Annotated in this window: 15 protein-coding genes; 11 read left to right on the top strand and 4 right to left on the bottom strand. The window is 45.5% G+C overall.

Going from position 1 to position 14,587, the window contains the following annotated elements; translation table 11 throughout:
• Window positions 1-188: 188 nt before the first annotated feature.
• From F4V51_RS24590 to F4V51_RS24540, 11 genes are all read left to right on the top strand, one after another.
• On the top strand, window positions 189-701 hold the full coding sequence (locus tag F4V51_RS24590) for a DUF948 domain-containing protein (protein WP_153979951.1): 513 nt from the start codon (window positions 189-191) through the stop codon (window positions 699-701).
• Window positions 702-778: 77 nt separating this feature from the next.
• Window positions 779-1,312 carry a hypothetical protein gene (locus F4V51_RS24585; protein ID WP_153979950.1) on the top strand — a complete coding sequence of 178 codons (534 nt, stop codon included), beginning with the start codon at window positions 779-781 and terminating at the stop codon, window positions 1,310-1,312.
• Window positions 1,313-1,414: 102 nt separating this feature from the next.
• A complete protein-coding gene (locus tag F4V51_RS24580; protein ID WP_095292442.1) occupies window positions 1,415-1,759 on the top strand; it encodes a YflT domain-containing protein in 345 nt (114 codons plus the stop codon).
• Between the two features lie 334 nt (window positions 1,760-2,093).
• Window positions 2,094-3,263: a PP2C family protein-serine/threonine phosphatase gene (locus F4V51_RS24575; RefSeq protein WP_153979949.1), complete on the top strand. Its 1,170-nt coding sequence runs from the start codon at window positions 2,094-2,096 to the stop codon at window positions 3,261-3,263.
• A complete protein-coding gene (locus tag F4V51_RS24570; RefSeq protein WP_153979948.1) occupies window positions 3,260-6,979 on the top strand; it encodes a response regulator in 3,720 nt (1,239 codons plus the stop codon). The genes F4V51_RS24575 and F4V51_RS24570 overlap by 4 nt, the downstream gene beginning before the upstream one ends.
• Window positions 6,980-7,050: 71 nt before the next feature.
• Entirely contained in the window at window positions 7,051-7,923 is an 873-nt protein-coding gene (locus F4V51_RS24565; protein WP_127539871.1) for a CheR family methyltransferase, read from the top strand.
• Window positions 7,924-7,939: 16 nt separating this feature from the next.
• Window positions 7,940-9,613 (top strand): response regulator, encoded by a 1,674-nt coding sequence (locus F4V51_RS24560; RefSeq protein WP_153979947.1) that lies wholly within the window; start codon window positions 7,940-7,942, stop codon window positions 9,611-9,613.
• Window positions 9,614-9,699: 86 nt separating this feature from the next.
• Complete coding sequence (locus F4V51_RS24555) at window positions 9,700-10,038, top strand: STAS domain-containing protein (protein WP_095361785.1); 339 nt, start codon at window positions 9,700-9,702, stop codon at window positions 10,036-10,038.
• A gap of 18 nt (window positions 10,039-10,056) precedes the next feature.
• Window positions 10,057-10,509: an anti-sigma B factor RsbW gene (rsbW, locus tag F4V51_RS24550; protein WP_095361786.1), complete on the top strand. Its 453-nt coding sequence runs from the start codon at window positions 10,057-10,059 to the stop codon at window positions 10,507-10,509.
• Window positions 10,506-11,279 carry a sigma-70 family RNA polymerase sigma factor gene (locus tag F4V51_RS24545; protein ID WP_095292462.1) on the top strand — a complete coding sequence of 258 codons (774 nt, stop codon included), beginning with the start codon at window positions 10,506-10,508 and terminating at the stop codon, window positions 11,277-11,279. Before rsbW ends, F4V51_RS24545 begins: the two co-directional genes overlap by 4 nt.
• 126 nt (window positions 11,280-11,405) lie before the next feature.
• Window positions 11,406-12,434 carry a magnesium transporter CorA family protein gene (locus tag F4V51_RS24540; protein WP_236146641.1) on the top strand — a complete coding sequence of 343 codons (1,029 nt, stop codon included), beginning with the start codon at window positions 11,406-11,408 and terminating at the stop codon, window positions 12,432-12,434.
• 11 nt (window positions 12,435-12,445) lie between these two features.
• Here the strand turns inward: F4V51_RS24540 and F4V51_RS24535 are convergent, their stop codons facing one another.
• The 4 genes from F4V51_RS24535 to F4V51_RS24520 all read right to left on the bottom strand — a co-directional run bounded on the left by F4V51_RS24535 (window position 12,446) and on the right by F4V51_RS24520 (window position 14,442).
• Window positions 12,446-12,811 carry a DUF5665 domain-containing protein gene (locus F4V51_RS24535; RefSeq protein WP_095361788.1) on the bottom strand — a complete coding sequence of 122 codons (366 nt, stop codon included), beginning with the start codon at window positions 12,809-12,811 and terminating at the stop codon, window positions 12,446-12,448.
• Window positions 12,812-12,889: 78 nt separating this feature from the next.
• Entirely contained in the window at window positions 12,890-13,297 is a 408-nt protein-coding gene (locus F4V51_RS24530; RefSeq protein WP_153979946.1) for a YtxH domain-containing protein, read from the bottom strand.
• A 63-nt stretch (window positions 13,298-13,360) separates the two neighbouring features.
• Window positions 13,361-13,618, bottom strand: coding sequence for a GlsB/YeaQ/YmgE family stress response membrane protein (locus tag F4V51_RS24525; RefSeq protein ID WP_153979945.1), 258 nt, complete (start codon window positions 13,616-13,618; stop codon window positions 13,361-13,363).
• 128 nt (window positions 13,619-13,746) lie between these two features.
• Window positions 13,747-14,442 carry a phosphatase PAP2 family protein gene (locus F4V51_RS24520; protein ID WP_153979944.1) on the bottom strand — a complete coding sequence of 232 codons (696 nt, stop codon included), beginning with the start codon at window positions 14,440-14,442 and terminating at the stop codon, window positions 13,747-13,749.
• Window positions 14,443-14,587: the final 145 nt, after the last annotated feature.

Below are 14,587 nucleotides of genomic sequence, written 5' to 3'. Positions count from 1 at the left end.
GGGTCAGCGATGTTCATTCCGCTGCCGTGTGTAGTTGTTCTTTAACCTGGGGGTTTTGTAGTGAAACATCCGTGTGTTTTCCAAAAACAGGGGAGAATGAAGTCCGTTCTAATTTTGTTTCGCGCCTGAAATGGTCGGGTAACTATAGCAATAACAAAACGATGTATATGAGAAAGCGAGGTTCTTCTATGATCTATCAAATTAGTGTGGCCTTGATTGCGGTGGCTTTTGCAGTATTGGTTTTCTTTTTGATTCGTACACTGAAATCGGCCCAGGGCTCACTGGACAACGTGTCCAAGACACTTCAGGAGGTTCAGAAAACGATTGATGAACTGAGTTATGAAGTGAAGCAGACGGTAAGACATGCCAACGATATTACGGCTGATGTACAGCACAAGATGAAACAAATTGATCCGGTAATGGAATCGGTACAAAATCTGGGAGAGGTTTTGAATGAGGTGACCGAGGCCGCCAAACAGGTATCCACGACGATGATCGCCAAATTTCAAACGAAACGCAACAATCAAGACCCGCAAAACAAACGAGCAGAGGTAGCCAAAGTACAGACAACGCCTGCAACACCTACGGATCGGACCCTTCAAAGTTATCAGGCTACATATAATGATACTGCAAAGGGCGGGAAAAATTGGGTAAAGTATATCGATCTGGCGGCTAATGTGTGGCAACGTATGCGTAAATAACATGACCATGACCGCTGTGTAATCCTGAATGTCTTTCAGAGCGGTGATGAACTGAACTTGATGAAAGGGTGAGAATCATGATGAAACTACTGCTTGTTATGTTTAGCGTAATTTCTCCCTTTTCCGTTCAACCGGCGGCAGTACCTGCTGCTCAAGATATGCAATGGACGGTAGTGGAAGAAGAAGTGCCAGAGATTACTCTGGCTGCTGATCGATCCGGACCGGTTCGGCATTTTCAGACTCTGAATGGCATTTCCCTGGATGACAGCAAAGGTCATATTATATCGGAGAAGGGTCAGCCCCTTCACAAAAAGGCAGATCCATATCTGGGTTGTCCCGAATATGAGTTTAATGACGTCAAGGTTGGACTCTGTGAGGATACCGGAGAGATTCAGTATATTCACATTGATGGAGCCGAGGAGCGCTTGAAACTCAACCAGCAGTGGATTGACATGAATGTCGAATCCATTCGCCAGGTTTTGGGTGAACCGTATGTGGTGGCTGAAGATGGAGAAGTGTATCTGCGAGGTAATCAAGCCATTAAGGTTTATATCAAGCCCGGCACCGGGCAGATTGATGGAGTCGATCTGTTTGAAGATCATCTCCAGTAGAGGAGAAATGGTTTCTTATTAAAGAAGCGTTTCAAACCAATAGAGCAAGGTTATATATTAAAAGTAGCTCGAAAAGAAGATTATCAGAGGAGAGTGGAGACGATGAATTCAACCAATGCGCAAGCTTATGCAAAAGTGGTGGAAAACGGAGTTCAAGCGGTAGAAGCAGTGAAAGAGCTGCAGAATACCGGTTACCTTGCTGATCACATCTTCGTTCTGGCACACGAGAAGGATCGTACGGATCGAATTGCCGATACAGCGGATGCCAAGGAAATAGGCATCAAGGAAGAAGGCGTATTTGACTCCATGGCGAATTTGTTCCGATCACGTGGTGATGAACTCCGGGCCAAAATAGTATCCATGGGCTTTACAGAAGCTGAGGCAGACTTTTACGAGAGTGAACTCGATAAAGGCAAAGTGCTTGTTATTGCCAAGAAAAAGGATTAAATGGTTCAAATGGTAACTGAAGCATCCTGAATAGGACGAGCTTTAGATTCAAAAACATAGATAAGGAATGGGGATATCCCCATTCCTTATCTATGTTTTTGCGAGTTTGGAAGCGGGATCAGAACGCGGCAAAAACAGGGCAGCAAACAGGTGTTTTTTCCTGTGGTGGTGCCATTTACTGATAGAAGTTTTTTGCTTTTACGATTATAGTTATAGTAGGAAATATTATGTCTACCGCTGTATTGATCGCGAAAAATGTATATTTTGGGTTGTTACACGACTTGATAAAAATCGACAAACCCGGAACGGAACGCCACAGATAAGGGAGATAGAAATGAAAATACTTATTGTTGACGACAATCCGACGAATGTCATTATTATTCGAGAGATTCTGAAAAAAGAGAACTATCGTGACATTATAACCGCGAGTTCGGCCATGGAAATGTTTGAAGTTTTGGGAATCGGGGAGGAAAACAACGAACTTCGTCCCAGACCGTCGGATATTGACCTGATTCTGCTAGATATGATGATGCCTGAAATGGATGGAATTGAAGCTTGCGGTGTTGTTCAAAAATTCGAAAATCTTAAGGATATTCCTATTATCATGGTTACAGCAATCGGCGACTCCAAGAAACTTGCCGAAGCATTGGATGCAGGAGCGTCAGATTATGTAACCAAACCGATTAACAAGGTGGAACTAATGGCCCGAATTCGGCTTGCTCTCCGTTTGAAGCAGGAGAAGGACTGGCATAAGGAACGTGATCAGCGCATTCAGGATGAGCTTAAGCTGGCTGCCATGGTGCAGAATGCGGTGTTAAGTCCGGCAATTGAGGATCCGTTATTCCATGTGAATGCCATCTATAAACCCTCTTTTGAACTGGCAGGAGATCTGTATTCCTGGTACCCGCTGGGTGAAGGACGATATGGTGTATTGCTGCTGGATATGATGGGGCATGGTATTTCTTCTTCTTTGTTTACCATGTTTATCGCTTCGGTATTGAAGGATACGGTTACGACCTACGTAGACCCCGAGAAGGTGATTCAGGAGCTGAATCGTCGCTTTAATCAGCTGCATCTGGAAAAGCAATTAGTACAGTACTACTTCACAGCTATATATCTGGTTGTAGATACCCGAATGAAGCGTATTGACTATGTCAACGCAGGGCATCCGCCAGCATTGTTTTTCCAGGAAGATGGACGTGTAGCGACTTTTGATGCCGTATGCTGTCCGGTAGGTTTGTTCGATAAGATGGATATTGAACCACAGACCATCCACTACGAGGGTGACGGACATATTGCGCTTTATACCGATGGACTGCTGGAGGCCGTTCAAGGGGATCAGGAGGAGCAACTGGAATTCCTGAAAGAGCAGCTGAAGGGCTCACATCAATGGAATGAAGCTCACATGCAGGCTGTGTTCTTTGATGACGAGATTCCCCAAGAGCGAGATGATGATAAATGCCTGGTGTGGATTACGTTAAATAAAGGGGCGGAAACGGAATGAAGATCAGAAATAAGCTGCTGATTGGTTTTACCGCTCTCATGGCCATCTTGATTGTACTTACATTTGTGAGCTATGAACGGCTGAATAGCAGCAATCAACAGGTTGATCAGATGTATCAGGAGCGGTACTTAAAGGTTAGATATACTTCGTCTGTACGCGGAGAAGTTAACGATATAGCGAAAGTGCTGGCTAACTTACTGCTTAACCCAAATAACTCAACGAATGCTGCAGAAAATGACCTTAAGGAAATGCAGGAGCGAGGAGAAGGTTTCCTCAAGGAAGTTCGTGAACGGGCAGATAGTGCAGGCGAGCATCAGCTGGTCGACCGTGTAGATGCTGCCTGGGAATCATATAATTCATACGCGACTAGACAGATTAGCTTGATGGCTCAGGGACGTGCGGAAGATGGGAACAACTACCGCAATTCAACGGGCCTTGCCGTGCAGAAGGAAGCTGTAGATAGTCTAAACGCGCTCTCCCGTTTTCAGGACCAAGAGATTGATGCCGAAATCAGGCAGGCGAACGAGGAGTATAACCGTGCCGTTCAGATTACCGTAGGCATTATGGTTGGTGGCTTGCTGCTGGCACTTGGTGTGATTTTGTGGGTACTCCCAAGTATTACACGAGGGCTGAATACAGTCTCGATGATGATTACAAGTTTCGGTAAAGGCCGATATCGTACCATCAGACGCATTCAGGTCAAGTCTACAGACGAAATTGGGCAGATTGCGAATGTATTCAAAGAGGTATCAGCAGACCTGGAAGAAAAACAGGAAGTCGAGAAAGCTTACATGCAGGCACAGCAGGATCAGAACTGGATGAGCTCCAACATAGCCAGAGTGCCTGAATTGCTGCGTGGTGTTGGTTCCATTCGCCAGATCTCGCAAATGTTTATCAGTGAGTTTACTCCGGTCCTTGGAGCACAGCTCGGCGTGGTTTATCTGATTGATGAAGAGAAGCATCCCGATGAGTTGAGACGATACGGGGCATACGCTTTCGAGGAGAACGAAGACATTGGCAAGGAAGTATATCGGGTTGGCGAAGGATTAATTGGTCAGGCAGCACTGGATATGAAACCGATTATTCTTGAAAATACGCCTGGAGATTACATTAAGCTTGGTTCAGCATCGGGTTCTACCCGCGCAACCAGCATTATGATCTTCCCTGTCGTCTTTGAAGATGAACTCATTGGTGTTGTGGAATTGGCTTCTTTTGAAGGTTTTAATGATCTGCATAAGCAGTTATTCTCTCAGCTCATTATGAATCTGGGTGTCATTCTTAATAACGTGCGCCGCCGCCTGCGTGTGGAGGAGCTGCTGCGTGAATCCCAGGCTCTTACAGAGGAACTTCAGGTTCAGTCCGAGGAGCTGCAGACACAGCAGGAAGAACTGCGTCGTTCCAATGAAAATTTGGAAGAACAGACAGATGCCCTCAAACGTTCCGAAGAACTGCTGCAGCGTCAGCAGGAAGAGCTGGAGCACTTTAATACCGAATTGATTGCCAAGACGCGTGCACTTGAAGAGCAGGTTCGTGAAGTCGAAGAGAAAAATGACGAGATTGAGAAAACGAAAACGCAGTTGGAACAGCAAGCCATGCAGCTGTCGATGACAAGCAAATACAAATCCGAATTCCTGGCCAATATGTCGCATGAACTTCGGACACCGCTGAACAGTTTGCTGATCCTGTCTCAATTACTGTCTGAAAACAAGGAAGGCAATCTGAGCAGCAAACAGCAGGAATATGCTCAAACGATCTATATGTCCGGTGCGGATCTGCTTAAAATGATTGATGAAATTTTGGACCTGTCCAAGGTAGACGCAGGGAAAATGGATATCAATTATGAGACGGTTCGAATGGATGAGTTGACCGCTTTTGTGAAACAAAACTTTGGGCCTATGGCCAATAAAAAAGAATTGGATCTCAACATTGAATTTGAAAGTAATCTACCGGAATGGGTGTATACTGACGGCCATCGTGTGAAGCAAATTTTACGCAACTTGTTATCCAATGCCTTCAAATTTACCAACCGGGGATCCGTGAGCATTATTGGACGGAAGATGAAGCCTGAAGAACTTCCGGGGTATCTGAACACCAATCAGGAATATATCGGATTTACTGTGAAGGATACAGGAATTGGAATCCCTTCAGACAAAACAGATCTGATCTTTGAAGCCTTCCAGCAAGTCGATGGAACAACCAGCCGCAAATACGGCGGAACCGGACTGGGCCTATCCATCAGCCGTGAACTTGCTCGTCTGCTTGGCGGAGCGATCCAGGTCGAGTCCTCTGAAGGTGTGGGCAGTTCGTTTACGTTATACCTTCCGGACAATCATGAAGAAGCAGCTCCGGAAGAGGAAGGTGCTTCCCTGGCGGCTGCATCTGCCGAGTATGATTCGTCTGCAAACCAATCCGGGACAATACGTTCAAGCAGACAAACAGTCATTGCACCAGAACCTGACAGTATTTCTCTAATGAATATGCCAGCAAACGACACGGCTGTATCCGTTCAGATGGATGACGATCAGGACAATCTGGTGGAGGGTGACAAAATTCTGCTTATTATTGAGGATGACGTGAATTTTGCTCATATTTTGATGGATATGGCGAGAGGAAGAGGATTTAAGGCAATTGTGGCAACTCAAGGAGACAAAGGGCTCGAAATGGCTCGTCAATATTTGCCAGATGCGATTATTCTCGACATTCAGCTTCCGGTCATGGATGGTTGGGCGATTCTGGGCGAACTGAAGAGCAGCTCGGCAACACGCCATATACCGGTTCATGTTATTTCCGTAATTGATGATATGAAGCAGGGATTGATGATGGGGGCCATTGCCTACCTGAAAAAACCATCCAGTAAGGATTCTCTGGATAAAGCCTTCTCGCATATCGAATCCTATACAGAGAACCAGTTGAAACATTTGCTTATTGTGGAAGATGACGAAGTACAGCGCAAAGCAATCATTGAACTCATCGGACATGATGATGTTGCCATAACGGCAGTGTCTACAGGCAGCGAGGCTTTAACCGAGCTCCATAGCCAGCGGTACGATTGTATGGTGCTGGATCTAATGTTGACGGACATGACCGGATTCGAGCTGCTTGACCAGATCAGGGATGATGAATATCTGAATGACCTGCCGATTATCATTTACACAGGCAAAGAGCTGGATAGCAAAGAAGAAATGAAGCTGCGCAAATATGCGGAGTCCATCATTATCAAAGACGTGAAATCACCAGAACGTCTGCTGGATGAGACAACCTTGTTCCTTCACCGGGTAGAAGCCAATCTGCCGGAGGACAAGCGCCGAATTCTGCAGAAACTGCATAACAAGGAAACCTTGTTTGAAGGTAAGAAAATACTGCTCGTGGATGATGATATTCGAAATGTATTTGCCCTTTCGAGTGTGCTTGAAGGCTATCGAATGGATGTTACGTTTGCTGAAAACGGGCGGGAAGCTCTTGAGATTTTGGATAAGAATCCGGATATCGACCTGGTGTTAATGGATATGATGATGCCGGAAATGGATGGATACGAAGCGATGACACGTATTCGGCAGATTCCGAGATTCGAGAAATTACCAATTATTGCACTGACAGCCAAAGCCATGAAAGATGATCGTGGCAAGTGTATTGAAGCTGGTGCATCCGATTATGTGAAGAAACCGATTCAAACAGATCAATTGTTATCATTAATGCGCGTGTGGTTGTATTCGTAACCCGATAGTTTGGGTAATGAACAACAATACAACGATTACGCAAGTAACAAATGAAGAAGTGGAGAGAATCTATGACACCGTGGGAACCTACCGAGGCTGATGAACAATCGGTCCGCATGCCGCAAGATGAAGAACGCGAATTGATTGAGATTGAGTTGTTATTGGAAGGTATGCACCGTCTATATGGATATGACTTTAGAAATTACGCATTGCCATCTTTGAGAAGAAGAATTTGGCACTACGCACATTCGGAAGGTCTTAAAACGATATCCGGACTTCAGGAAAAGGTTCTGCATGAACGTTCAGCATTCGAACGTTTTGTCCAGAATCTGTCCATTCCGGTGACCGAAATGTTTCGTGATCCTGCGCTCTTCCGGACATTCCGTGAAAAGATCATACCTGTGTTAAGGACATATCCTTATATTCGGATTTGGCACGCAGGCTGCTCCACGGGTGAAGAAGTGTATTCCATGGCGATTATGCTGCATGAGGAAGGTTTGTATGACAAGGCACGCATCTATGCCACTGATATGAATGATCGCTCACTGCAGCAGGCCAAGGAAGGCGTATACGGAATTGAAAAGATGAAATTATACACAACAAACTATTTGGAGGCAGGGGGTACGAGAGCCTTCTCCGAATACTATACAGCGAAGTATAACTCCGTTATGTTTCATCCTTATCTGCGAAAAAACATTATTTTTGCAGAGCATAATCTGGCAACAGACCGGTCATTTAACGAATTTAACGTTATCTTTTGCCGCAACGTCATGATTTATTTCAATGATGAATTAAGGAATCATGTGCATGGGCTATTTCATGAGAGCTTGAGCCATTTTGGCATTCTTGTTCTGGGATCCAAGGAATCGATCCATTTCACAGAATTCAGCGATGCTTACGAGCCGTTAGACCGGACGGAAAAAATATACCGGAAGATCAAATAGGGGGTTAGGGTTAGCCATGGGGCTCAATGAACCAATCCACATATTATTGGTAGATGACCGCCCCGAGAATCTGCTTGCTCTAGAAGCAGTTTTGGAATCGGAACAGTATAAACTCGTCAAGGCAACTTCTGGAGAAGAGGCACTTCGATGCTTGCTTAAAGACGAATTTGCGGTCATTGTGCTTGATGTGCAGATGCCTGGAATGGACGGAATTGAGACAGCGAAGTTAATTAAAGCACGTGACAAATCAAAGGACGTCCCCATTATCTTTATATCTGCCAACAGCAGGGAAGCAGAACATTTATTTGCCGGATATTCGGCAGGGGCCATCGATTACATGGTGAAGCCGTTTATCCCCCAGATTCTCAAATCCAAAATTGAGGGTTTTGTCGAGATGTTCATCACGAACAAACGGCTGAAAACCCAAACCATGCTGCTTCATCAGAAAACGCAGGAACTCGAGAAAATGAATCAGCAGCTGATTCAGGCAAAAGAGGAAGCGGAAATCGCGGCCAATGCCAAAACCGAATTTTTGGCGATGATGAGTCATGAGATCCGCACACCGATGAATGGTGTTATCGGGATGGTTGATTTGCTGATGGAGACGGAACTGAAGGATGAGCAGAAGGAATATATCGATATCGTGCGAAAGAGCGCGGATGCACTTGTCACGGTTATTAACGATATTCTTGATTTCACGAAGATGGAATCCGGGAAAATGGAGCTGGAGGAGCATCCGTTTGAACTCGTTACATGTATTAAAGAGGTATTGGGCCTGTTTGCTGTGGAAGCCGGTAAAAAGAATCTGGAGCTGGACTATTTCCTCGAGGATTCCGTTCCTGCCTTGGTGTATGGCGATATGGCCAGACTGCGTCAGGTCCTGATGAATCTGATTGCCAATGCCATCAAGTTTACAGACCAGGGTGGGGTCTACCTGATCGTATCTGTTAACGAAGAAAAAGACGGTAGAATGACCTTGGAATTTGCAGTAAAGGATACAGGTATAGGAATATCCTCAGATAAGGTGGATCGCCTGTTCCAGCCATTTTCTCAGTTGGATACATCGATGACACGCAAGTATGGTGGAACGGGCTTGGGGCTTGCCATTTGCCGGACGTTAGTGGAAATGATGGGTGGCAGCATCCATCTGGATACGAGCGAGAAGCGTGGGGCTACCTTTGTCTTCACCATTCAGGTACAGCGCTATGTAGAGACGGAACTGATCATCGGGAACGGAGAAGAACAACTGGAGAATGTGGAACGTTATGAAATGCAACCTTCCGTATTGATTGTCGATGATCACCCCATTAACCAAAAGTTGATGGCGATTATGCTGAGCAAGCTGGGCTTCACATCCGATACCGCAGAAGATGGACAGAAGGCGCTGGATATGGTTCTAGAGAACCCAGGCTATGATTATATATTTATGGATTTGCAAATGCCGGTTATGGACGGATTGGAATGCACACGTAAAATTCGGGAAAGTCTTCCGAAGGAAAAGCAGCCTGTTGTACTGGCCATGACTGCTAATGTAATGGAGGGCATCCAGCAGCGCTGTCTTGCTGTCGGAATGGATGATTACATCAGTAAACCCGTTAAGATGGGCAGTGTGAAACAAAAATTGTCGCGATTTCAGGAAGACCGAAAGGGCTTCAAATCATCCTCCTCACCTATGAATCGAGCAAATTGAAATAATTGCTAATTATGATTTTGTTTCATCTGGGCACAAGTTGGGTTATTAGGTAAGGAAACCATTGATCAGGAGAGAGATGTCTAATGAATACAAATAAAAATGAAAAATTCAATGCAAAGACCGAAACACAGAACGGCGTGTGCACGGTATATCTTACTGGCGAACTGGATTTGTCGGTAGCTCCTGAATTTCGTTTGGTCATGGAGCCACTTGTGGACAACAAGGAGCAGGATTTAATTATTAACATGAAGGACCTGAAGTATATTGATAGCACAGGGATTGGAATCCTGCTATCTGTTCTGAAGGCACGACATGGAATGGAAGCACGCTTCGAAGTACAAGAAGTTCCTGCGCAGATTCAGAAGCTTTTTGATATGACGGGTATTGCCAAATTCTTTGTCTCACAGAAGAATTCCCAATAGGAAAGGATCGAAAAAGGAATGAATGCAGAAGTTCAAAGAGTCACCCTTAACTTACCGGCGACAGCTGATTATGTGGATATTGTTAGACTGAATCTTTATGGTGTAGCGTCCAAAATGGGATTTTCTTATGAGGACATTGAGGACATGAAAGTTGCTGTATCCGAAGCTTGTAACAACTCTGTATTGTATGCCTACTCACACGAAGGCGGTATGGTTGAGGTTGTTTTTGAAGTGGACAACGAAACATTGGCTATTACAGTCAAGGACGAGGGTGCAAGCTTCGAAAACGTCAACCCGGCAGTATCACGCGCAGGCCTTCATGACACTGAGCTGACAGATGCCCAAATCGGTGGACTTGGATTCTATCTGATGCAGGCCCTGATGGATGATGTCAGTGTTGAAAGTGAGACGGGCAAAGGTACGAAAGTCGTACTCGTAAAACGTCTTGCAAGAAGTGAGGAGAAAGTATGAACGAAAAAGTGACTCCCCCAGAGTCCATGTCTGAATCCGTAGGTTTGATCTGGGAATACCAGCAGACCAAGGATAACGAAATCGCAACAGTTCTTATCCGCAAATATGAACCGATGGTGAAGATGGCAGCAGGCAAGATTGCCCGGAATCGTCCGGATCTGTATGAAGATCTATATCAGACTGGCCAAATGGCTCTGATTCGCCTTCTACAGCAGTACGATATTAACCTAGGCATTCCGTTCGAACCTTATGCCATGAAAAGTATGATCGGTCATATGAAAAACTACCTCCGGGACAAATCCTGGTATATTCAGGTACCTCGACGCATCAAGGAAAAAGGCGCATTAGTTCAGCATGCCATTGATGAATTGACGGTAAAGTTTGAACGCTCACCAAGTGTGGATGAGATTGCTGAATACCTTGACCTGACCCCAGAGGAAACCATCGAAGTATTAGCTGGTCGGGAATGTTACCACTACGTCTCACTGGATTCTCCACTATCTCAGGATGAAAGTGCAGCAACGCTTGGTGAACTCATCAGTGCAGACGTAAACGACTTTGATTCGGTGGAGAAACGGATGGACTTGCAGCAGGCATTGGGACAGTTGAAGGAACAGGAGCAGAAGGTGCTGATTTTGGCCTTCCAGGATGGTCAGTCTCAACGGGCAATAGCTCAAAAATTGGGTGTATCCCAGATGAGTGTGTCCCGAATTCAGAAGAGAGCTACTGAAAAACTGAAACAGATCATGTCTAATGCTTCAATGTTATGAGATGTAAATCGCTGATGTTGTTAAGTACGGCCTAAGAAGGACACGTGATTCCACTGGAATACATACGTGTCCTTTTTTGAAATTTGTTTTGGATGTGCTGTATATTATGAATCCAGGAGTGATGTTGTGACGGTGGATCGGGTCAAGCTTGCAGCCAGGCGTGACAAATTATCATTTTCGGAGCAGTGGGATTGGTGGGACTGGGTTGCACCAGAAGATGAGGAGATGGCCAAAGTAATAGAGGGTCTCACTGAAGAGTTTCCAGAGATGCAATACTTTCTTCGCAAGATCCCAGAGGTGCATTCCAATTACCTGTCTGTACGATATATGAACGGGACAGATCCGGTTATATTTGGTTCACTTCTATATGCAGTCAAAAATGAGAAAGATAGTACACGCAAAGATAATCAGATGTTTTTTTATGTCGACCAAAAAAGTTTGGTAACGATCAATTTGGATGATAACACCAGAGGTATTATGAATACAGGAGAACGTTCGGCCATGCTGCACCAGTGTGACACTGCCCGTGATGGGATGTTTGTTCTGTTCAGGGCCATATTGCATTATTATCATGTGGGCATGGATCAGTTCGAGATGCATTTGCGTGAACTGGAACGGAAGATGGAATCGCGTAATGCTCGGACATTGATGGACCAAATTCTCGAAGCTCGGTTTGAGCTTTTGTATTGGAGCAACCTGTTTATCCCTTATTCTGAATTAATGGCTGCAGCGCGGGAGGCCTATCTGGATGATATTGAGGACAGTCGTTTCTTCAAGCAGCTGCAGCATCGGATTGAGCGGATGGAACGTCTTTTTCAGCACTATGAAAAAGAAATCGATACACTCATTTCTATAGATAATGCGACTTCCGGTGTGCGTGGTAACGAGATTATGAAGACACTAACCATCGTTACTTCAGTCTGTACGCCCGCAACGGCTGCCGGTGCAATCTGGGGAATGAACTTCGAGAACCTGCCTTTGATAGACAAGACATGGGGGGTTGTATTGGTCATCGCACTCATCCTCGCCAGCATGGCTAGCATGTATGTATGGATGATGATGAAAGGCTGGACCGGAGATCTGTTGAAGTTGAAACCCACGCAGCGACCGGCTGATGACCCCGGGAAACGGGGCAATTCCGTGCGGAAGGGATGAAGGCTCTTCGCCTAACTTTTGTAATCGTCAATATATCCGAGCAGATCTGCAATGTATTGCCCCACAATCGGCATGTTTACAAATTGACTGAGTATAAGACCTAAAAGACCAAGGACAACAAAGGTTCCGAGGGTAAGTCCAAGTCCTCTCGCCATACCTGCAGTAAAATTGGTGATGATCCGTTTTTTGGGACTGGTGTAATTCTCGATAATATCCTTGATCTGTGCCTTTTCCAAACTGTCCGCAAGCTGATCCAGGCGTGTGTTCAACTTTTTGACTTCGTGGCGCAATTCAAAAGGATGCTCTGCCGTATCATACTGCTGCGATGGTTTGCTTCCAGTAACGGGGGTATTTCCGTTTAATGTGACTTTGCTCATGTGAGTCCTCCTCCTATTACAATGGATGAAAAATAGCCAGCTGAAACTCAGCTGGCTATTGACCATTCGCTCAAGCCCTTACAGGCTGGTCGAATTCAGCTCTTTTCGTGCATCTTCCTTGGCTTCCTCAGAAGCGGAAGCAACCTCGCTAGTTGCTTTAGTTGCTTCATCCGCTACATCCGCGGACGCTTTTCTTACCGATTCCATGACGTCGTTACGGCCTTGGTTCACCGTTTTTGCGATATCGGCAGTTTTCGTAGAAACAGTTTTAGCGAGTTCGGTAGCCTTGTCACTGACAACGGCAGCAACTTCTTTGGTGCGGTCGGTAACCATACCAACCTTCTCGGTAAGGTCGCCGCGAAGTTCGCGTCCTGGTTTAGGGGCGAAGAGCAATGCTGCTGCTGCTCCCAGCAAGCCACCGATGAAAATGCCTTTTGCGAAAGTCGAACCGCTTTGTACAGGATATTGATCTTCTGCTTTATTCATGTCTAATCACTCCTTCTTTGAATTAAAAAACGTTTACGAAACAACGAACACCTTGTTGACCGATCAGGCAGCCTGTCTGAACAGCCTGGACACAAGCCCCAGCAAAAAGACAAAGAGTGCTGTACCGATAATGGCAGGGATCACGGCGAAATTACCGATAACGGGTCCCCAATTACCAAGCAGCAGTGCACCCAGCCAGGCTCCCACAAAACCGGCAACCATGGCTCCAATGACGCCTCCAGGCATATTGTGACCGGCAAGTGCATCTCCGATGAGGCCAATGATAACTGCCAAGATGATGCTGAGAATAATGCCCCACATAACAACCGCCTCCTTTACACTTGATGCAGGATGTTGTCTGTTCGCGTTTGCTTACTTCGTATATAAACGTCGTGCATCAAGCTGAAACAACTGAAGCAGATATGGGCATCCTGGAATTTGGAGGAAGTTCAGATCATTCGTTTGATTGCACCAATCATGCACACAAGCCAGGCCAGTCCGGCAACGAATCCGGCAAATACATCTGTAGGATAGTGCACGCCGAGCATAATTCGGCTAATTCCGATGAGACCGATAAACCCTACACCGCACAGAATAGGCAGCATAATGGAGGCAGACTGCGTTTGTCGTTCAATGGCCCAAATGACAAAAAACATGCCGTAAAATCCCATGGAAATCATGGCATGACCGCTGGGGAAACTATATCCATGAACCACCATTAAATGATCAAGTTCAGGCCGGCTTCGACGGAAAATTTCCTTCAATCCTATGTTAAGCAGCCACATGACTGCAAAGCTGCCCAGAACTACATAGCCATAGATGGAGTATCGTGAATTACGGTGTATAAAGAAGAGGGCCGCTGCACAGACTGCGGCTAATGCCGAGATCTTGAAAGAACCAATAGCAGTAATGAAGGTAATGACAGGCAGAAGGGCAAGGCGAGATTCAGAATGGAGATAAAACCAATGTTGAATTCGATCATCTAATTGAATAATAAAATGAGTCCCCAGCCAGGCACCTAATATGGCCAAAACAATGACTAGAGCAGAACTAAACAAAACGCCTAGCCCACTCCAGACAAATAGGGAGCGCCAAGGTAAACGCGGAGAATTTCTGAACAAAGAGGAATTGCTTTCACGCAGCATAAATGATATCTCCTTCAAGATAAGTTTGGTTAAACATTCCAGATTGCTATAGACTTACCCGAAAATCATGTCGAAAAAACTGAAAAAACATTGCATTTGTACTATAATTTAAAGATATCCCATGCGGCGTATTGACGCAAAGCAG

Source organism: Paenibacillus xylanilyticus (assembly GCF_009664365.1).
GTDB lineage: Bacteria > Bacillota > Bacilli > Paenibacillales > Paenibacillaceae > Paenibacillus > Paenibacillus xylanilyticus_A.
Note: the sequence above shows the minus strand (reverse complement) of the source record. Positions and strands in the feature narration are given on the sequence as shown.

Excerpts from the sequence above, each read along its gene's own strand:
- F4V51_RS24575 (WP_153979949.1), top strand. The coding sequence starts at position 2,094 with ATGAAAATACTTATTGTTGACGACAATCCGACGAATGTCATTATTATT.
- F4V51_RS24570 (WP_153979948.1), top strand. The coding sequence starts at position 3,260 with ATGAAGATCAGAAATAAGCTGCTGATTGGTTTTACCGCTCTCATGGCC.
- F4V51_RS24580 (WP_095292442.1), top strand. The coding sequence starts at position 1,415 with ATGAATTCAACCAATGCGCAAGCTTATGCAAAAGTGGTGGAAAACGGA.
- F4V51_RS24565 (WP_127539871.1), top strand. The coding sequence starts at position 7,051 with ATGACACCGTGGGAACCTACCGAGGCTGATGAACAATCGGTCCGCATG.
- F4V51_RS24525 (WP_153979945.1), bottom strand. The coding sequence starts at position 13,618 with ATGTGGGGCATTATTCTCAGCATCATCTTGGCAGTTATCATTGGCCTC.
- F4V51_RS24545 (WP_095292462.1), top strand. The coding sequence starts at position 10,506 with ATGAACGAAAAAGTGACTCCCCCAGAGTCCATGTCTGAATCCGTAGGT.
- F4V51_RS24530 (WP_153979946.1), bottom strand. The coding sequence starts at position 13,297 with ATGAATAAAGCAGAAGATCAATATCCTGTACAAAGCGGTTCGACTTTC.
- F4V51_RS24555 (WP_095361785.1), top strand. The coding sequence starts at position 9,700 with ATGAATACAAATAAAAATGAAAAATTCAATGCAAAGACCGAAACACAG.
- F4V51_RS24590 (WP_153979951.1), top strand. The coding sequence starts at position 189 with ATGATCTATCAAATTAGTGTGGCCTTGATTGCGGTGGCTTTTGCAGTA.
- F4V51_RS24535 (WP_095361788.1), bottom strand. The coding sequence starts at position 12,811 with ATGAGCAAAGTCACATTAAACGGAAATACCCCCGTTACTGGAAGCAAA.
- F4V51_RS24520 (WP_153979944.1), bottom strand. The coding sequence starts at position 14,442 with ATGCTGCGTGAAAGCAATTCCTCTTTGTTCAGAAATTCTCCGCGTTTA.
- F4V51_RS24585 (WP_153979950.1), top strand. The coding sequence starts at position 779 with ATGATGAAACTACTGCTTGTTATGTTTAGCGTAATTTCTCCCTTTTCC.
- F4V51_RS24560 (WP_153979947.1), top strand. The coding sequence starts at position 7,940 with ATGGGGCTCAATGAACCAATCCACATATTATTGGTAGATGACCGCCCC.
- rsbW (WP_095361786.1), top strand. The coding sequence starts at position 10,057 with ATGAATGCAGAAGTTCAAAGAGTCACCCTTAACTTACCGGCGACAGCT.